This is a genomic window from Chitinophaga sp. RCC_12, from assembly GCF_041360695.1.
Classification (GTDB): Bacteria; Bacteroidota; Bacteroidia; order Chitinophagales; family Chitinophagaceae; genus Chitinophaga.
Window position 1 is genome coordinate 93,453 of sequence record NZ_JBFUPS010000007.1, and the last position, 19,778, is coordinate 113,230.

The window sequence follows — 19,778 nt, forward strand, 5'->3', positions numbered from 1 at the left end:
TATACAATTAATATGCCATACGCCATTGTCATTGTGCCAGTTGCGCCATTAAGGAGTGCTACCTCACATAAAAGCGAAATGATTTCCCAGCTCTTATGGGGAGCAGCGGTGGAGATCACCGAAACGGCTCCCGATGGCTGGGTGAAAATTAAAAACCAGTACGACGGTTACACCGGTTGGGCCACAGCTGCCCACCTGGAAACGATAGATGAATCGCTGTACCTGGCTCCGGCAAAATACTATTTTCCGGCCTGGGTAAACCGGGTTACCATGAATGACCGGCCCATGCTGGTACCTTTTGGCTGCCTTGTAAAGAGCGATAGCGATATTTCCACGCAGTGGGGAACTATTGCTGTAAAATTTGAGGATAAACCGCTTCCGCTTACCCACCATAACCCCGTCGATATTACTGCCTTAAAAAGCGCCGCAGAGCAGTTTTTGAACACCGGTTATCTCTGGGGAGGTTCCAGTGTTTTTGGCGTGGACTGCTCCGGTTTTACGCAGCAGGTGTTCAAGCTGTCCGGTATTCCACTTTTGCGGGATGCTTACCAGCAGGCTACCCAGGGACACATTGTTGATTTTTTACAGGAAGCGCGCCTGGGGGATCTCGCCTTTTTTGACAACGAAGAGGGGAGGATTACGCATGTTGGTATTTTGCTGAACGATCATGAAATTATCCATTCTTCCGGAAAGGTACGGATTGATCCGATAGATAACGAAGGAATTATAAACGCAGATACGGGTTTGCGTACGCATCACCTGCGGATTATAAAGAGATACTTTTAAGAGCGCGGATTTTGTCTTGGCTCAGGATTACGCTGATTTTACTGATTAGCTGGATTTTTACTTTTGGATTTTTTTTAGATTTTAAGATTTTTTTTATAATAATTAAGGGAGATAAAAGCGAATATATCCGCTTCCATCTCCCTTAATCCTTTATAAAATCCAAAAGAATAAATCCAGCTAATCAGTAAAATCAGCGTAATCCTGAGCCAAGACAAAATCCGCTAGCTCTGTCTGAAGATCTTCTTGTAATCTTCAAAGCTTTGGAGAATGATCTGTTTTGCTTTCTCTTTGTTCTGGAATTCTTCCACCACAACGGTTTTCTTTTCCAGCTTTTTATATTCTTCGAAGAAATGGCGCATTTCGTCGATGAAGTGAGGCGGCAGTTCGGTAATATCGTTGATATAGTTTACGCTCATATCGTTGGCTGCTACCGCGATGATTTTGTCATCTGCTTCGCCGCCGTCTATCATTTGCATGACACCGATTATTTTGGCATCGATGATACACATGGGAACACATTCGATCTGGGAGATAACCAGGATATCCAGCGGATCATGGTCATCGCAGTAAGACTGTGGAATAAAACCGTAGTTGGCAGGATAGTATACAGAAGAATATAAAACCCGGTCCAGTTTCAGCAAACCGCTTTCTTTATCCAGTTCATATTTAGCTCGGCATCCCTTTGGAATCTCTATAATTGCATTTACAACATTAGGCACTTCAGAGCCGGGACTCACACTGTGCCAGGGATTTGTCATCATAATAATCTACTTTACTTTAAGGTTTATTGTTCAATATTGGATTAATGTTGAAAAGTGAATAAAGTATTCACCTCACTTTTCATGGAGATATGGTCAGGTTTCCGGTAAGTAAAAACAGGAATAAGCCACACATCTGATCATTAATGCGTGGCAAAATTAAGGGAACTAGCCGTTAATAGCTAAAAATTATCCTTTCCTTTTAGGTAAAATATAAAAGAGAGGATAATTATTTAGTTTCCCGGCGCGGTCAAACCGTTAACAGGTGCGCTGTCTGCGGGTAACCTGGTAGAGTCGAAGGCTGCATTACCACCGGTTTGCGGCGTGTAATTGGGAATGATGCTGTCGAACGTCAGGGAAATTTTCCATTGGCCGTTTTCTTTCACCATCTGCAGAACTTCTTTCTGATGAGCGGAGGAATTCAGTATTGTAACAGCCGCTTTATCGCCGTTTTCTTCGATATTGACTACCTCGATGCGGGCGTTTTTAATTTTTTCTCTTTCAGCGCCACTGCGGCGGCCGTCAAAGATGGCATAAATCTGTAACACCTGTTGGGATTCTTTTGTGGCATAATCCCTTGCCTGGTCGTAGTTCGAATCCTGAATCGCATGCATAAACGCCAGCGCCACCTCTTCAGGGGAAGCCCTTTTCTTACAACTGCCTAACAGCAAGGTTGTAATCAATGCCAGTGTCATGATTCGAAAAAAATTGGTCATGCGGTCGATAAATTATAATATATCACAACAAAAATAGGGGTAAACTTCAATACTGCAAAGTCATCAGCTATAGCTCAGCACACTCACAGGCTCCCGGACTGAATGTCTCCCTTGGATAAAAACAGGTGAACTTACGGCAATCGCCGTTAATAAAGAGTTAAATATTTAGATAATTGTTATTTTGATAGCTGATTGCTTGTCTGGTGGCGGTTGTACCGTCCAAACAAATAACCAGCTATCAGATAACAGGATATCAACTGTCTTATTTTTCCTTATTGGCTTCGTAAGCCTTGATGATGGCTTTAACAAGCCGGTGTCTTACCACATCTTCCTCATCAAGTTCCACCTGACCAATACCATCGATGTTACGAAGGATGCGGGTAGCCCTTTCCAGACCGGATTGCTGATTTTTGGGTAAATCTATCTGTGTAAGGTCACCGGTGATGATGGCCTGTGCAGATGCACCGATACGGGTTAGAAACATCTTGATCTGCAGGTCGGTGGCATTTTGCGCTTCATCCAGGATAATAAAGGAATTATCCAGGGTACGTCCACGCATATACGCCAACGGTGCAATTTCAATAACGCGGTTGGTCATGTAGTAACTCAGCTTTTCCGCAGGGATCATATCATCCAGCGCATCGTACAATGGCCGCAGATATGGATCGATCTTTTCTTTCAGATCTCCCGGCAGGAAACCGAGGCTTTCCCCTGCTTCTACCGCAGGGCGGGTTAGAATGATCTTTTTAACCGCTTTGTTTTTGAGAGCACGAACCGCCAAAGCAACGGCAGTATAGGTTTTACCGGTACCGGCAGGACCTATCGCGAAAATGATGTCGTTCTTTTCCGCCAGCGCTACCATCTTTTTCTGGTTGGCAGTACGGGCCCTTACGGTTCTGCCGTTGGGCCCAAACACCAGTACTTCGTTGGGATTGCGCTCACTGAAATTGTCGATTTTAGTGCCTTCCTCATCTCCAAGAATCTGTTCAAAATAGTTCTCTGTCAGGTTACCGTTCCGCTCCAGGTATTTAACGATCTGACCGATTTTTTCCTCCGCTGTAGCCACTTCTTCCGGTGCCCCACTCAATTTTAACTGGGTGCCCCTGGACAGGATCTTAAGCAATGGGAATTTCTTTTTCAGCAGATCAAGCTTTCCGTTGTTAACGCCGAAAAACTCAATGGGATTAATACTGTCTAAATTGATAATGGATTCAGTCAATGATTCTAAGGTTTAATTGTCCAGGAAATGATCGGTATTTTTCAATCCGAATATATTTAAATCTAGTATAACCTGGAGAACGCAATTGTTAAGCTATCACTAAATTCTGTACCCGTTCTGTTTGAAGCCTTCCACTTTAGCGGCGATATCTTTATTACCCAAAGCCAGGATACGTGCAGCCAGTATAGCCGCATTACGCGCACCCGCTTTTCCAACCGCCAATGTACCTACCGGTAATCCCGCAGGCATCTGTACAATTGAATACAAGGCATCAATTCCGCCCGGTAAACCACCATCTAAAGGAACTCCAAGAACAGGCAGCGAAGTGTAAGCTGATACAACTCCCGGTAAGGCTGCTGCCATGCCCGCTGCGGCAATAATTACGCCAAAACCCTTTTCCTGAGCGGTTATACACAATTCTCTTACTTTATCAGGATTGCGGTGAGCAGAAGCCACTATCATCTCATTTTCAATTCCAAAATACTGTAAATGCTTCTGTGATTCTTCCATTACAGGCTTGTCACTCTCGGAACCCATGATAATCAAAACTTTCATCTGATAATATTTTAAAAATAATAATGTAATAAGATACCCCAAAGATATTGATCGTTTAACAATTTCGGAAAACTCAAAATCCACAACAGGTGGATAAATGATTGAACCAATCCACTCTTTCCCTTGTTAATTCTGCGTTTATGAGGAATTGACCGATATCTAACAATTTATTACTTTTACCTGTCCAATAGTGTTTTTTATTATATAATGCCTACTTTAGGCGTTTCCTGACACAACGATTTTAGATTCTGCTATCATATGAATGTAGTTATGCTGCAACAGCATTACAGCCACTTACAGCATCTTGAAACCGCTATTAATGCCTTTGCACTCTCTGTCACCATAGATGCGGCAGGTACGGTGACTGCGGTTAATACGCAGGTGATAGCGGCATTGCAGCCATCAGAAGGCCCCCTTACCGGCGGCGCTTTTACCGCCCTCTTCCGGCCTGATAACCCGGAACACTGGCAGGATCTCTGGAATACCCTTACAAAAGGGGAACCGGTGCAGGAACAGCTCTGCTTTCTTATTAACGCTGAAAATAAGCCACTATGGCTGGAAGCCGGCATTACCCCGTTTTTCAGTGAAGCCGGCGCCCTTACGCATTGCATGCTCATCGGCATCGATATCACAGAGCGGAAACTCACCGAAATAAAACGTGCCCGTAATGAAGTGTACTATGGCCAGGTGCTGGAAAATCTTCCGCTCGGATTGCAACAGTTCTCGCCCGATGGTGATAGTATGGACATGAACACCCGCCAGCGGCAGATCTGGGGCAAACACCACGCCTTCTTTACCCAACCGGATTATAAATGGCTGAAAGACCCTTTCTACCGGCTTAATGGCCTCGCCGTTATGTTCGAGGAAGCCCGCAAAACAGGGAAAACGATCAAACGGGAAATCCTCCTCAGCTACCGCGAGAAACACCACGAAAACATCACCAGGCTTTATCCCGTATATTTCGAAGCGACCATATTCCCCCTCACAGACCAGCAACGGAATATGGATAATATCTTCCTGATACTGGACGATATCACAGAGAAAAAATTATCGGAACTCAGCCTCCAGAAAAGCGAACGACTCCTCGACAACATCATCGAAAACCTGCCCATCGGTTATATCCAGTTTGATAATTTTGGCTTTATCCGCCGGATCAATCAAACACAACGCTTCTTCTTTAATTCGCCGCATCCCATGAGCCGCCAGCCTTTCAACGTGATGAACGATGAACTGGCCACCATGTTTGAACTGGACAAACTGTTTGTACAGGCCCTGGAACAGAATAAATCACTCCGCGTGGAAAAGCGGATCGACTTCTCCCAGGACAAGCGATGGACCACCGTAGGCCGGGAAGTATACCTCGACCTGACCGTGTTCCCGGTGATTGAACCGGTGGACAAGGAAATGATTGTGGTAGCGCTGGTAAATGATATCACCGATAAAAAACTGCAGGAGCTGGAGATTAAGAAGAACCAGGAATTCCTCCAGCAAACAGGTACCATCGGTAAGATAGGCGGATGGGAACTGGATGTAGACAGTGGCCAGGTGCGGTGGACGGACCAGTCGTATCACATCCACGACTGCCCCGTAGACACCCCCGTCGATCTTGAAAAAGCACTGGCCTATTACACGCCTGAAGCCCGTGAAAGCCTCGAAGCGCTGATGCAGCAATGTATGGAAACAGGCAGGCCATTCGATGCCCAGCTCACCATCATTTCTTCCAAACAACAGGTAAAAAGGGTCCGGTCTATTGGACAACCCGGTTATGTAAACGGTCGGCTGGTACGCATGTACGGGGTCGTACAGGATATCACCGAACAACTGGAAATCAGGGACGCACTCACCCGGAACACAGAGCTGATGCGCCTTTTCTTTGATACCATCGATATGGGATATGCCGCTATGGAGAAATCAGGTAACCTCAACTTCCTGAACCGGAAGGCCGAGAAAATGATTGGTCACCCGGTGGCCATGGGCAGCAATATCTTCAAGGAATTTCCGCGCTTAAGCGGCACCGTGTTTTATGCACGGCTGCAGGAATGCATCCAGCAGCAGGCGTCACAGTCGTTCGGCATCTACTTCCCGGGGGCAGACAAATGGTATGATTTCCTGCTTACCCCGATGCAGGACGGCGGGATCTCCGTGTTTATGCGCGATATTACGGACAGCCGGAAATTGCAGAAAGAGCTGCGGAAGGCCAACGAGCAGTTATCTAACCTGAACAAAAACCTGCTGAACCAGAACAAGCAGCTGGAAGATTTTGCCCACATCACTTCCCATAACCTCCGGGCGCCTATTGCCAACCTGAAGGCGCTGATGCAGATGCACAATGAAGCTGCCGCCCAGCAGGAAAAGGATCTTTACCTGGGTATGGTACACGAGGTGATAAAGAAGATTGATGAAACACTGAACGACCTGGTGGAGGTAGTGCAGATCCGGAAAGATGTGAATGTGGAAAAAGAAAAACTGTCGTTTGCCGAAAGATTACAGAAGGTAAAAGATATTTTGCTGGTAGATATAGAAACCAGCAATATCCAGATCACCTACGATTTTGAGGAGGAGCCGGTGATTGAATACCCCCGGGTGTACCTCGACAGTATCCTGCTGAATTTTATTACCAACGCTATCCGCTACCGTTCTTCAGAACGTACGCCTGCACTGCATCTGCGGAGCTGGAAAGAAAATGATAACATCATTCTGAGCGTGGAAGACAACGGCGTGGGTATAGATATGGAGCGGTTTGGCAACAAGCTTTTTGGCTTCCGCAAAACCTTTCATAAAAATAAGGATGCGAAAGGAATTGGCCTATTTATCACGAAAACGCAGGTAGAAGCGATGGGTGGTAATATAAGAGCAGAAAGTCATCCCGGAGAGGGAACCAAATTTATTATTACTTTTAGATCAGAATAAACCCCCTTTATGAGTTTAATCAATACGATTTTTATTGTAGATGATGACCCGATTCACCAGCAGATTGCCAAAATCATGATCGAACGTCAGGCTATCAGCAGTAATATCCGTGTATTTTCCGACGCACAGGATGTATTGGACCTTCTCCGGGAAAATGCAGGAGAAGCACAGGCCTTGCCGGATCTTATACTGCTGGATCTCAATATGCCTGTGATGGATGGCTGGGAGTTCCTGGAAGAATATGCTGTTTTCCAGGCGGAGTTGCCTAAGCAAATCAGGATCTTTGTACTGACTTCCTCCATTGATGAAAAGGACAGGGAGCGTGTGAATGCTTACAATTTTGTAACAGGATATCTCACCAAGCCACTATCAAAGGAAATTATTTCACACTTGTCTTGAGCGTGTGAATAGTCTTTTCAGGATCGGCAGAGGAGAAGATGGCACTGCCTGCCACTAATACATTTGCGCCCGCCTGGATGAGTTGTCCGGCGTTATCTGTGCCTATACCGCCATCTACTTCAATGAGCGCATGTGCGTGATTGTCGGTGATCAGTTGTCTCAGTTGTCTTATTTTCTGGTAGGTTTGTTCAATGAATGTTTGTCCGCCGAAACCCGGATTCACACTCATGATCAGCACCACGTCAATATCCCGGATCACATTTTCGAGTAACCCTACCGGTGTATGCGGATTCAGTGCCACGCCGGCTTTCATGCCCAGTCCTTTGATCTGCTGGATATTCCGGTGCAGGTGGATGCAGGCTTCGAAGTGTACAGTAAGTATGTCGGCGCCGGCTTTTTTGAAGTCGGCTGCGTATTTCTCCGGTTCTTCGATCATCAGGTGCACATCACAGGGTTTCTGCGCTTTCTTTTTGATCTGTGCAATCACGGGTAAGCCATAGCTGATATTAGGTACAAACCGTCCATCCATTACATCGAGATGGAACCAGTCGGCTTCGCTGCGGTTCACCATATCCACTTCTTTTCCCAGCTCCAGGAAATTTGCTGCCAGTAAAGATGGCGCCACTAAAACAGGATGTTTTTCCAAGTGCTCTATTTTTGAATGATGTAAATTTAAGTAATTACGGGTTCAATCTTCTCAGGGCTTCCTTTGCTTCGCTGAAATCTTTCTTAAAGGAAGTAGCTTTGGTATAGTCTTCTATAGCCAGTGCTTTGTTGCCCAGTTGTTCCTGTGCCGTAGCCCTGTAGTAATAGGCCCATGCGTCTGTTGGCGCCGATTTGGCCGCCAGGTTGTAGTAGGTGTACGCCGTTTTCCAGTCCTTTTTATTGCTGTAAATTTTCCCCAGTGCCAGGTAGGCTGGTTCAAAGCCGGGATCTGCCACTATGCATTTCCGGTACGCGCCGAGCGCGGCGGGAAGGTCGCCCAGTTCTTCCTGGAATTGAGCGGCTTCAAATAAAGGATATGCGTTGGTAGTATCCAGTTGCCATGCCTGCTGGTAATAGTTAAGGGCGGCAGTGGCTTTGCGGCTGCGGAGCAGGTCGCCCAGTTCCATGACGGCCTCAAATTCAGGCTGTTTCCCGGCGGCATGAATGGCGGAGGTAAGGTGACGGATAGCCGAGGTGGTATCCTGTTTATCTTCCGCCATGCGGGCTTTCAGGTAGAATGCTTTATCGCGAGCATCTGTCGTTTGTGCGAGCACGTTAGCGATGCTGTCTGCCTGGGCATATTGTTTATTTTCTATCAGTGCAGTGGCCAGGCGGTATTCCAGGTACGTATAGCCGGGAGCGGTAGCCAGCGCTTGCTGAAAATTTGCGGCTGCCTTTTTATAATCATTCACGATCAGGGCGGCTTCGCCTGCCCCTGCCCAGTAGTCGGTATTTTCCGGCATCAGCGAGGCGGCTTTTTCAAAATCGGCCTGCGCCAGTGCAGGATTGGTATTAAACAATAGCAGTGCGCGGCGATAGTACAAATCAGGATGGTCAGGAAACTGTGAAATAGAATCCGTTACCGGCCGGATGATATCGCTGTACAGCACGGAGTCCGGGCGGCTGGCAGTATCTTGCTGCCGGGTGCCGGCATTATTACATGCCTGCGCACCCATTAATAACAGGAGGATAGGTAAATACTTCATACTGGCGCCAAAACTACAGAATCATTATTGCATTAACCAGTTTTTGAAAGCAGGATAATCGGCAGCCAGCAGGGTAGCCTGTTTTTCTTTACCATATAAAGACATCACCTTCGCGGGGGTATATATTTCCTCCCGGATAGATTTAGGAGCGGTGTCTTCAAATTTCACCGGGTGGGCTGTTTCCAGGAAAACGCCTGTCAGCTCAGGGGAATGTTCCAGGTAACGCTGCAATCCCATGAAGCCTACTGCCCCATGAGGGTCCAGCATATAATGGTTTTCTTTCCATACCTGTTCCATCGTACGGGCGGTATCTTTATCATTAAAGCTGTAGGCGGTAAGTTTTTCTGCGAGGGAAGGGAGGCTGTTGCCAAACAGTTCCAGGATACGTACAAAATTGCTGGGATCTGCCACATCCATAGCGTTAGACATGGTAGGCGATGCTTTGCCTGGTTCATATTTGCCACTATCCATAAAGCGGGGCACGGTGTCGTTAATATTGGTGGCGGCCACAAAGTGTGATACCGGCAATCCCATGGCAGCAGCCATCATGCCTGCGCAGATGTTGCCGAAATTGCCGCTGGGTACGGAGAACACGAGCCTGGGATGTGCCGCCTTCATTTGTTTGTATGCCAGGAAATAATAGAACATCTGGGGCAGCCAGCGGGCTACGTTGATGGAGTTGGCGCTGGTAAGCGGCCGGCGTGCCTGCAGTTCCTGGTCCAGGAAAGCAGTTTTTACCAGCTGCTGGCAGTCGTCGAAAGTACCTTCTATTTCCAGTGCATGAATATTATTGCCAAGGGTAGTGAGTTGTTTTTCCTGCAATACACTCACCTTTTTGGAAGGGTAGAGGATCACCACTTCCACGCCGGGTACATTATAGAAACCACTGGCCACGGCGCCGCCGGTATCGCCGGAAGTGGCTACCAGTACTGTTACAGGAGTGGTGCTGTTGCGGCGGAAATAGCCGAGGCAGCCGGCCATAAAGCGGGCGCCCACATCTTTAAATGCAAGGGTAGGGCCGTGGAACAGTTCCAGGGCGTAGGTATGACCGGTCACTTTTTGCACCGGGAAAGGAAAATGTAATGTATCGGTTACTATCTTTTTTAAAGCCTCTTCGGGTATTTCATTGCCAACAAACGGGCGGATTACTTGTAGTCCGATCTCGTGGTCCGTATAATTATGCAGGTTATTGATGAAGTCTTTATCCAGTGCCGGTATCTGTTCCGGAAAATAGAGTCCCCTGTCTGGCGCCAATCCCTGTACTACTGCTGTTTCGAAATTTACCTGGTGCTGCTTGTTCTGTAAGCTGAAATACTGCATGAATAAAACGTTGTTAATTAGTTAGTCAATCACTTTTACACCGGCGGTGTTAATCTGGGAAACGTAGATTTTATAATCCACGCCAAGTGGTGCGTAAACGCTATCCATCGTAGCCGCTACTTTGCGGGCATTTTCTTCTCCTTTGCTGAGCATAAATACAGAGGGACCGGAGCCGGAGATACCGCCGCCGAGGGCGCCGGCTTCTTTACATTTCAGTTTCAGTTCGTGGAAGGCCGGGATGAGGATGGAGCGGATAGGCTCCACGATCACATCTTCCAGCGAGCGGCTGATCAGTTCATAATCGTTTTGGTAAAGCCCCGCCACCAGTGCGCCTACGTTGCCCCATTGCCGGATGGCATCTGTCATGAGCACTTTTTGTTTCAGTATTTCGCGCGCATCAGACGTTTTCACCTCTATCTGCGGATGTATAACGGTTACCCACAGATGTTCCGGTGTATGGAGAGTGGTAATATCCAGGGGACGGTAACTTCTTACCAGGGTGAAGCCGCCGAGGATGGCCGGGGCTACGTTGTCCGCATGTGCTGAACCGCAGGCCAGCCGTTCTCCTTCCATGGCAAACCTTACCAGTTGTTTTTTGGTGAAGGGTTCCCCCAGTAAATGATTTACGCCTACTACCGCGCCGGCGCTGCTGGCGGCGCTGGAGCCGATGCCGCTGCCGGGGTGGATCTTTTTAAAGATCTCTATTTCAATGCCGATATCCGGCTGGTCGTATTTCTGTAATAATGCCTGAACGGCTACGCCGGCCACATTACGTGATGTTTCCAGGGGCAGGTCTGCGCCATGGATGGCAGTAATGCGGATGCCTGGTTCACTGCTCCTGCGAAGGATCATTTCATCTCCCGGCGCGTCCAGCGCCAGGCCGATCACGTCAAACCCACAAGCTACATTGGCCACTGTTCCCGGCGCAAATACTTTTATACTGTCCATATCACCTTTAAGTTAGTTTAATTTAATAATTGATTGTCAGGATTGCAACTCATTTCATGGAAAGTTTACAATCTGGCGCTCCGGATGATGTCTGCAAAGATGCCGGAGGCGGTAACATCTGCTCCTGCACCTGCGCCTTTTACGATCAGTGGCTGGTCTTTATACCTGCTGGTAGTGTACAGCACAATATTGTCCTTCCCCTCCAGTTTAAAGAACGGATGATCGGGAGCCACGCTTTGCAGGCCTACGGAGGCTTTGCCATCTTCATAGCGGGCTACGAACTTCAGGCGTTTGCCTTCAGCTTCTGCGGCTTCGCGCAGTCCCTGGAAGTGACCGGCATGTACATCCAGCTCTTCGTAGAAGGCGGCTACAGAAGGGGCGTCGAGGCATTCGGCGGGCAGGAATGAGTAGTTGGTGATTTCATCCATTTCAATGGCGGCGCCGCTTTCACGGGCTAGGATGAGGATCTTTCTCATAACGTCCTTACCACTGAGATCGATGCGCGGATCTGGTTCGGTGTAGCCTTCGTCCTGCGCAGCTTTTACTACTTCACGGAAACTGGTGCCATTTAGAAAATGGTTGAATACGAAGTTGAGGCTGCCGGACAACACGGCTTCGATGCTGTGTACTTTGTCGCCGCTGCGGATCAGGTCATTCAGTGTATTGATGACCGGTAGTCCTGCTCCCACGTTGGTTTCAAACAGGAAGGAGGCGTTGTATTTGCGGGCGAGGTCTTTCAGTTGTTTATAATAAGCGTAGTCTGATGAGCAGGCAATTTTATTGCAGGTAACCACGGAGATACCGTGTTGCAGGAACTCGTGGTATACGGCTGCAATATCGCTGCTGGCGGTATTGTCCACGAATACGCTGTTGCGGAGGTTCAGGCTTTTTATCTGCTGCACGAAATCGGCGGTGCTGATATGTTTGGCCTGCTCCAGTTGTTCGCGCCACTCACGTAAGGTGATGCCGGTTTCGCTGATGAGGGTGTGGCGGCTGTTGGCCAGGCCGGTTACCCGGATCTGCAACCCCAGTTCATGCTGGAGGTAATATTGCTGTTGTTCCAGTTGTTCCAGCAGTTTGCTGCCCACATTTCCTGCGCCGGCGATAAAGAGGTTCACCTGTTTGAGGGGTGTTTCAAAAAAGGTTTCATGCATAACGTTCAGCGCTTTTTTGATATCGGCTTTGTTGATCACCGCGGAGATATTTTTTTCGGTAGATCCCTGCGCGATGGCCCTTACGTTCACCCCGTTCCTGCCCAGGGTGCCAAAGAGCTTACCGCTGGTGCCATGATGGTTTTTCATTTTATCTCCCACTACGGCCACAATGCAGAGGTCTTTTTCCACCAGGAGGGGTTCAATGCGTTTTTCGCTTATTTCCTGTGCAAACTCGCTGTCCACCGCAGTTTTAGCTTTCAGCATATCTGTTTCATGGATACCTACAGTGATAGAGTGTTCAGATGAGCTTTGGGTAATAAGAATTACGTTGATGCGTTCCCGTAAGAGGGATTCAAACAACCGTTTGGAGAAGCCGGGGATGCCCACCATGCCGCTTCCTTCGAGGGTGAGCAGGGCGATGTTGGGAATACCGGAGATGCCTGTTACCGGGAAGCTGCGGTCGGCGCTGTCCTGTATGAGGGTGCCATGATCTTCCGGGGCAAAAGTATTTTTAATCCAGATGGGGATGCGTTTACTCATCACCGGCTGGATGGTGGGGGGATAAATGACTTTGGCGCCAAAATGCGACAGCTCCATTGCTTCCACATAAGAAATGTGTGAGATGGGAATAGCCTGTGATACAATGCGGGGGTCGGCGGTCATCATGCCGCTCACATCTGTCCAGATATCAAGTACGGTGGCGTTGACGGCGGCCGCCACAATGGCGGCGGTGTAGTCGGAGCCGCCGCGTCCGAGGGTGGTGGTTTCGCCATCGGGGGTAGCGGCAACAAAGCCTGGCAGTACTACATAGTCGGCGGGCGACTGTGCAAAGAACTGCGTAATATGGTGATTGGTGGCAACAAAGTTAACGGTAGCGTGGCCGAAGTGATTATCTGTTACAATGAGTTCGCGGCTGTCTTTGCAGGTAGCGGAGAATCCCTGCTGTTTCAGCTTTTCAGCAACGATAACGCAGGACATCAGTTCGCCGTAGCTCATGATTTTATCCAGGGTACGCGGACTGAGTTCTGCGACCTGGAAGATGCCGTCGCAGAGGTTTTCGAGGGTGTTGAGTTTTTTCTTCAGCTGGCTGATTTGCCCGCTTTGTGCAGTGATAGGGAATAATTCACGGATGGTATCGAGGTGCCGGGCTTCAATTTCCTGTAATATACTTTTATAGTCTTCGTTGCCTTGCTCCGCGAGTTGCCCGCAGCGTATAAGCTTATCCGTTACCCCGCCGAGTGCAGATACGACGATGGCATATTTACCGGCCGGTTTATATTGTTTGAGGATGTTGCAAACCTGTTCTATTGCTTTGGCGCTTCCCACTGAAGTGCCGCCAAATTTTAATACTTGCATATGGAAAATTTATACGTAGATAAGTCCGGGTCCTCCCGGTTATGTACCACCCTTGTGGTCGTTGGATAATATGTGAAAACTAACCCCGCAGTGGGGTTGTAATAATGGTGGTCGTTGTCGCCATAGTGTCCGCTATCCGCCTGGAGGCAGAAACCGAAGAGAACTGGTATGTGTAGAACGGTATCACTATTGGAATATGACGATTGTGTAACAAAAGTCTACAATTACACTGGTAAATAAAAGTGCAGTGGCGATTTTTAGAAATGTTTTAAATTTAGGGTCATTTGTTGATTTTTGATACTTATTATGGTTATTTTTTAGAATTATATTTAAAATATAAATAAGATAGTTGCAATTTCATAATTCCTGACATTGAACAAAATGGTTGTTTTGTGACAATTGTGTGACTGAATATTGCCCATGACAAAAATCATTTTGGAATCACAGTTTTTCCTTACCTTAGTCGCCTAAACAATTGCCACTTGTCCATTTCACTGAAATATACAAGCAATAGTCAGCTTAACTACTACTTTCTCATGGCCACGCTTGCCATGGATTCGACTTTGGCATAACCTTTCCCAACGGCCGCTACCGGCCATCCTTCGTGTTTATATACCGTAACTTTGTAATAGTATTCAGTTGCTATTCCTGCGCATGTGTATCTTAATTTTTTGCTGCCATCAGCAGGTTGCACTGTATCATATAAATATGGATCGTACACCAGTACAATGAATCATACACCCATTCAATCTTTTAATTGTACACCAGAACAATTTTCTCAAACCACCCGTCATGCCACATTATTATAAACTAGGACAAATACCGCATAAGCGCCATACCCAGTTCCGCAAACCGGACGGCCAGCTGTATTCGGAGCAGTTGTTTTCTACGGAGGGATTCTCTTCCCACTCCAGCCTGTTGTATCACTGTCACCCCCCTACGGAGATTGTAAAAGTAGATGAACCCTATTCCGTTGCGCCAAAGGTGGCAGAAGAAAAGATGCTGAAGCACCGGAGCTTCATGGGGTTTAATATTAAGCCGGAAGACGACTTTTTAGAAAGCCGCAAAGCAGTACTCGTAAACAGTGATCTTCATATTGTACTGGCATCGCCCCGCAAAAGCATGGAAGGATATTTTTACAAGAACGCGGATGCGGATGAAATGATTTTCGTGCATGAAGGAAGCGGTGTATTGAAAACACAATACGGCCAGCTGGAATTTGGCTATGGCGATTACCTGGTGGTTCCCCGTGGTACTATTTACCAGATCACTTTTAATACGGAAGATAACCGCCTGTTTATAGTGGAATCGTTTAGTCCTATCCGTTATCCAAAAAGATACCTGAGCAAATACGGACAATTACTGGAGCATTCCCCTTACTGCGAACGGGATATCCGGCAGCCGCAGCACCTGGAAACCATTGATGAGGAAGGCGACTTCCTGATCCGTATAAAAAAGAAAGGGGTGATCTATCCCATTCATTATAAACATCATCCCTTCGACGTAATTGGCTGGGATGGATGCGAATACCCGTTTGCCTTTTCCATCCACGACTTTGAACCGATCACCGGGCGGGTACACCAGCCGCCGCCGGTGCATCAGACCTTTGAAGGAAACAACTTTGTCGTGTGTTCCTTCTGCCCGCGGTTATTTGATTATCATCCGCTGGCGATCCCTGCACCGTATAATCACAGTAACATCGACAGTGATGAGGTATTATATTATGTAGACGGCGATTTTATGAGCCGTAAGCATGTGGTGCGGGGAATGATCACTTTACATCCTGCGGGTATCCCGCACGGGCCTCACCCCGGAGCCGTGGAAAAAAGCATCGGCGCAAAAGAAACAAAAGAGCTGGCAGTGATGGTAGACACCTTTCACCCTTTGCAGATCACCGAAGCAGCATTGGGTATTGAAGATGGCAGCTACGTCATGAGCTGGGCAGAATAAATGATTCACAAAAACCAACCAACTTATAAAACCAAAACAATTGAATGTTATGGAAACAGCATTAGCGAATGCGGACAACTTAACCGGTCAGCAGGACTTTTTACCACTCAACGGTACCGACTACGTAGAGTTTTATGTAGGCAACGCCAAGCAGGCGGCACATTATTACAAAACTGCTTTCGGCTTTCAGTCGGTGGCTTATGCCGGTCCTGAAACCGGGGTAAAAGACAGGGTTTCCTATGTGCTGGTGCAGAACAAACTGCGCTTTGTGCTCACCACCTCCCTGTTGCCGGATACCGAAATTGCCCGTCACGTTGCCAAACATGGTGATGGTGTGAAAGTACTGGCACTGTGGGTAGACGACGCCCGGTCGGCTTACGAAGAAACCGTGAAACGGGGCGCCACGCCTTACCTGGAGCCGGTTACAGAGAAAGATGAATTTGGCACAGTAGTGCGGAGCGGTATTCATACCTACGGCGACACCGTGCATCTTTTTATAGAACGTAAAAACTATAAAGGATTGTTTATGCCGGGTTATAAGGAATGGAAAACGAATTACAATCCAACGGATACCGGCCTGTTATATGTAGATCATTGCGTGGGTAATGTGGGCTGGAATGAGATGAATACCTGGGTTGGATTTTACGAGCGCGTGATGGGTTTCAGGAACCTGATCTCTTTCGACGACAGCGATATTTCCACCGAATACTCTGCCTTAATGAGTAAAGTAATGAGTAACGGTAACGGCCGTGTGAAATTCCCCATCAACGAACCTGCGGAAGGAAAGAAGAAATCACAAATTGAAGAATACCTCGATTTCTATGGCGGACCTGGTGTTCAGCACGTAGCCATTGCCACCAACGACATTGTGAACACGGTGACTGAGCTGCAAAACAGGGGCGTGGAATTCCTGACGGTGCCACCGGTTTACTATGAAACCCTGCTGGACAGGGTTGGTAAGATTGATGAGGACATTGCGCCATTACAAAAATTGGGCATCCTGGTAGACCGCGATGATGAAGGCTACCTGTTGCAGATCTTCACCAAGCCTATCCAGGACCGGCCAACCGTATTCTTCGAGATCATCCAGCGCAAGGGTGCGCAATCTTTCGGTAAAGGCAACTTCAAGGCTTTGTTTGAATCCATAGAAAGAGAACAGGCACTGCGCGGCAATTTGTAACCGGCGTAGTTTGTCTTACGCGTAGGTTGTCTTACTCAGGATTAAACTTATTACACTGATTACGCTGATTTGATCACTTTTTGATTTTAAAAGATTTTGGGAGATATAAGCGTAAGTTGATTTTATTTTTTTGAGTTTTTTAGATTTAAAGATCAGGGAAGATAGAAGCGGAAGATGCGCTTTTATTTTCCCTGATCTTTTAAAGCTAAAAAAAAATGCAAACGTTGTTTTTTGCCTGATTATGTTTATCTTTATAATATGCCTAAAGCGTTGATATCCAGGTTCTTTTTCTGATGAACCTGTCTAAAGAATATCTTAAAACCGGCTCTAGCGCATTGATGCACAATACGTTACCGATCAAGTCCACGTCACCTCCACATTAACAGCAAATCAAAAGCATATATAAAGCATGTGCAAAGCATGTGCAAAGCATGTGCAAAGCAGATGTAAGGCATGGGCTATCCGATCTTCAAGTCAGCTTTTTTAAATACCCATCTCCCAAAGAAAAAAGTAAAATCCTAATCAGGCAAAAAGATAAGCTACGCTTATATCTCCCCGAATCCTTTAAAATCAAAAAGTGATCAAATCAGCGTAATCAGTGTAATCAGTGTAATAAGTTTAATCCTGAGTAAGACAACCTACGCTAACATCTCCCCGAATCTTTTAAAATCAAAAAGTGATCAAATCAGCGTAATCAGTGTAATAAGTTTAATCCTGAGTAAGACAACCTACGCTGCGATCAAATCAGCGTAATCAGTGTAATAAGTTTAATCCTGAGTAAGACAACCTACGCATGCAAATGTTAACGATATGTAAATAATTTGTTATTTTAAACCAACTTGTCAAAATGCGCGTATATATTGCGTCTTTTCCCGCATTAGCCACACTTTAGTTATTTTTATACAGTATATTTATATTTAATATTTGTAACCTATGCACACAACTTCCATAGCCCGCGGGGCTATCTATGCCGCTTTGGTGACATCGTTCACCATCCTTACTGCTTTCCGTAGCGAAGGCAACCATATTGGTTTCCCTAATGGCGGCGATCAGCAAACTTACCTGCACAAAATGGTATCGCCCGCAGGACAAACAACGGTGGAGTATAATCCCGACAAATCCATTCGCCGGATTATACAGCTGCGCAAAACGGAAAATGCTACCTACAGCGATGTCCAGCTGCCGGTGTATGAAAATGGCCGCCTGGTGAAATGCCTGTCGGCTGCGGATGAAAAAGCCGTTACCGGCGATCCTTACCTGTCGTTTGAGTACAGCAGCGACAAGGTGTCCAGGATCAGTTATTACCGCGACAACGCCGTGTATTCCTATGACTCCCTGGCGTATGATGCCAGTGGTAAAATAGCCCGGCGTTACCAGTTTGGCCATAATGGCGCCAAAGCAGCCTGGGAAAACAGCGGATACCTGGAGTATACCTGGAACCAGGAAGGAGATGTGGAACGGATGGATACCTACGGTAAACAGCCGGGATACAGTAAGTTTGTGTATACTTCTTCTGTCAGCTACACCTACGACCGCATGCGGAACCCGCAGCAGCTGCAGCCAGAGCTGGCTATCCTGCTGGACGGCGGTGGTGGAAGCCTCTCGGCCCACAACGTGCTCACTGAAAACATTAGCAGTCCCAACACTTCCAGGGTGATCACCAACACCTATACCTACGCCTATAACGGGAAGTACCCCGTGCGCGCCACTTTCAGCTCCGGCATGGACGAAACTACCGTAAAACTGGAATGGATAAAGCTACAGTAAAGCAATAAACGCGTAACTTTACAATATTAAAATAAGAGTTCCGTTTTTTATGAGGATGCAAACGCTGTTCGGTGTATTGTTTTTGTTAGGTGGAATTTTCCAGGCCTTTACGGCCATATTGATCTATCAGGGGCACAAACACTATATTTTAAAGATAGCCAACAGGAAAGTGAGTATGGTAATATATTTTATTCTTGCCCTGTTATTGTTTTATCTTGCTTATATAAACCTGGTGTAAATATTAAAATTTTGTTGAATAATATTATGAAGCGACTTGTTGTAATCGTCCTGATTTTGTTGGGTGCAGGTAAAGTTTTTGCCCAGCAATCTTTCCTCGACAACCAGAAAATGTTTCCCAAAGTAGGGGAGGCATACCGTGAAAAAGAGGAGTTGCTGAAAAAAGAATTCGAAAAGAAGGGCCTTGCCTACCCTGCAAGATATATGTTTGTCCGTTCCTTCAAACTGGATAGTGAAATGGAGATCTGGGTAAAAAATAACCCCCAGGACACTTTCCGTTTGTTCAAATCTTACCGGGTATGTACACTTTCCGGTAAAATGGGACCCAAGCGTAAGGAAGGGGACCGCCAGGTGCCGGAAGGATTCTATTATATCAACGATTTTAACCCGAACAGCAACTATCACCTGTCGCTGGGCATCAACTACCCGAATTTCTCCGACCGCATCCTGAGCGATCCAAAGAACCCCGGTGGTGAAATCTATATCCATGGCAACTGTATCACCGTAGGCTGTATTCCTTTAACCGATGAATTCATTGATGAGGTATACATTTTAGCGGTCAATGCAAAGAACGCAGGACAGGATTTCATACCGGTGCATGTATTCCCCGTGAAGTTCGGTAACCCCGGTTCCATGAACTACCTGGGCACCTTTACCATGACCGACAGCTCTTCCAAACAATTCTGGGCAGAACTCAGGTCGGCTTATGATTATTTCGAAAAACACCACCGCCTGCCGGTTGTACTGGTAGACGACAAAGGAAAATATATCCTGTAACAGTTGCCACACTGTACAGGCCGATGGGTAGATGGAAGTCGCATTACAGACTTAC

General features: G+C 46.9%; 16 protein-coding genes. 7 read left to right on the top strand and 9 right to left on the bottom strand.

Features of this window, described 5'->3' with window-relative positions; genetic code table 11:
- Positions 1-12 precede the first annotated feature (12 nt).
- Complete coding sequence (locus tag AB6805_RS20555; protein ID WP_370911316.1) at positions 13-786, top strand: C40 family peptidase; 774 nt, start codon at positions 13-15, stop codon at positions 784-786.
- A 221-nt stretch (positions 787-1,007) separates the two neighbouring features.
- Here AB6805_RS20555 and AB6805_RS20560 read toward each other — a convergent pair whose 3' ends face one another.
- The 4 genes from AB6805_RS20560 to purE all read right to left on the bottom strand — a co-directional run bounded on the left by AB6805_RS20560 (position 1,008) and on the right by purE (position 4,118).
- Positions 1,008-1,547 carry an inorganic diphosphatase gene (locus AB6805_RS20560; protein ID WP_370911317.1) on the bottom strand — a complete coding sequence of 180 codons (540 nt, stop codon included), beginning with the start codon at positions 1,545-1,547 and terminating at the stop codon, positions 1,008-1,010.
- 230 nt (positions 1,548-1,777) lie between these two features.
- Positions 1,778-2,260, bottom strand: coding sequence for a hypothetical protein (locus AB6805_RS20565; protein WP_370911318.1), 483 nt, complete (start codon positions 2,258-2,260; stop codon positions 1,778-1,780).
- A 262-nt stretch (positions 2,261-2,522) separates the two neighbouring features.
- Positions 2,523-3,479: a PhoH family protein gene (locus AB6805_RS20570; protein ID WP_370911319.1), complete on the bottom strand. Its 957-nt coding sequence runs from the start codon at positions 3,477-3,479 to the stop codon at positions 2,523-2,525.
- 99 nt (positions 3,480-3,578) lie between these two features.
- Positions 3,579-4,118, bottom strand: coding sequence for a 5-(carboxyamino)imidazole ribonucleotide mutase (gene purE / locus AB6805_RS20575; protein ID WP_370911320.1), 540 nt, complete (start codon positions 4,116-4,118; stop codon positions 3,579-3,581).
- A gap of 174 nt (positions 4,119-4,292) precedes the next feature.
- Between purE and AB6805_RS20580 the strand changes: the two genes are divergently transcribed.
- Together AB6805_RS20580 and AB6805_RS20585 are read left to right on the top strand one after the other, a co-directional pair.
- On the top strand, positions 4,293-6,944 hold the full coding sequence (locus AB6805_RS20580; RefSeq protein WP_370911321.1) for a PAS domain-containing protein: 2,652 nt from the start codon (positions 4,293-4,295) through the stop codon (positions 6,942-6,944).
- 9 nt (positions 6,945-6,953) lie between these two features.
- A complete protein-coding gene (locus AB6805_RS20585; protein WP_370911322.1) occupies positions 6,954-7,343 on the top strand; it encodes a response regulator in 390 nt (129 codons plus the stop codon).
- Here AB6805_RS20585 and rpe read toward each other — a convergent pair.
- From rpe to thrA, 5 genes are all read right to left on the bottom strand, one after another.
- Positions 7,324-7,989, bottom strand: coding sequence for a ribulose-phosphate 3-epimerase (rpe, locus tag AB6805_RS20590; protein WP_370911323.1), 666 nt, complete (start codon positions 7,987-7,989; stop codon positions 7,324-7,326). The two genes, AB6805_RS20585 and rpe, sit on opposite strands and share 20 nt — an antisense overlap.
- 34 nt (positions 7,990-8,023) lie before the next feature.
- On the bottom strand, positions 8,024-9,034 hold the full coding sequence (locus tag AB6805_RS20595) for a tetratricopeptide repeat protein (protein ID WP_370911324.1): 1,011 nt from the start codon (positions 9,032-9,034) through the stop codon (positions 8,024-8,026).
- Positions 9,035-9,058: 24 nt separating this feature from the next.
- Positions 9,059-10,354 carry a threonine synthase gene (thrC, locus tag AB6805_RS20600; RefSeq protein WP_370911325.1) on the bottom strand — a complete coding sequence of 432 codons (1,296 nt, stop codon included), beginning with the start codon at positions 10,352-10,354 and terminating at the stop codon, positions 9,059-9,061.
- 21 nt (positions 10,355-10,375) lie between these two features.
- Complete coding sequence (locus tag AB6805_RS20605; protein WP_370911326.1) at positions 10,376-11,302, bottom strand: homoserine kinase; 927 nt, start codon at positions 11,300-11,302, stop codon at positions 10,376-10,378.
- 65 nt (positions 11,303-11,367) lie between these two features.
- Entirely contained in the window at positions 11,368-13,812 is a 2,445-nt protein-coding gene (gene thrA, locus AB6805_RS20610) for a bifunctional aspartate kinase/homoserine dehydrogenase I (RefSeq protein WP_370911327.1), read from the bottom strand.
- Positions 13,813-14,604: 792 nt separating this feature from the next.
- Between thrA and AB6805_RS20615 the strand changes: the two genes are divergently transcribed.
- The 4 genes from AB6805_RS20615 to AB6805_RS20630 all read left to right on the top strand — a co-directional run bounded on the left by AB6805_RS20615 (position 14,605) and on the right by AB6805_RS20630 (position 19,723).
- The gene (locus tag AB6805_RS20615) at positions 14,605-15,762 is read left to right on the top strand and encodes a homogentisate 1,2-dioxygenase (RefSeq protein ID WP_370911328.1); all 1,158 of its coding nucleotides are present in this window, start codon (positions 14,605-14,607) and stop codon (positions 15,760-15,762) included.
- Positions 15,763-15,811: 49 nt separating this feature from the next.
- Positions 15,812-16,942, top strand: coding sequence for a 4-hydroxyphenylpyruvate dioxygenase (gene hppD, locus AB6805_RS20620; protein WP_370911329.1), 1,131 nt, complete (start codon positions 15,812-15,814; stop codon positions 16,940-16,942).
- 933 nt (positions 16,943-17,875) lie between these two features.
- Positions 17,876-18,709, top strand: a complete 834-nt coding sequence (locus AB6805_RS20625; RefSeq protein ID WP_370911330.1) for a hypothetical protein — start codon at positions 17,876-17,878, stop codon at positions 18,707-18,709.
- Between the two features lie 264 nt (positions 18,710-18,973).
- Positions 18,974-19,723 (top strand): murein L,D-transpeptidase family protein, encoded by a 750-nt coding sequence (locus tag AB6805_RS20630; RefSeq protein ID WP_370911331.1) that lies wholly within the window; start codon positions 18,974-18,976, stop codon positions 19,721-19,723.
- Positions 19,724-19,778 lie beyond the last annotated feature (55 nt).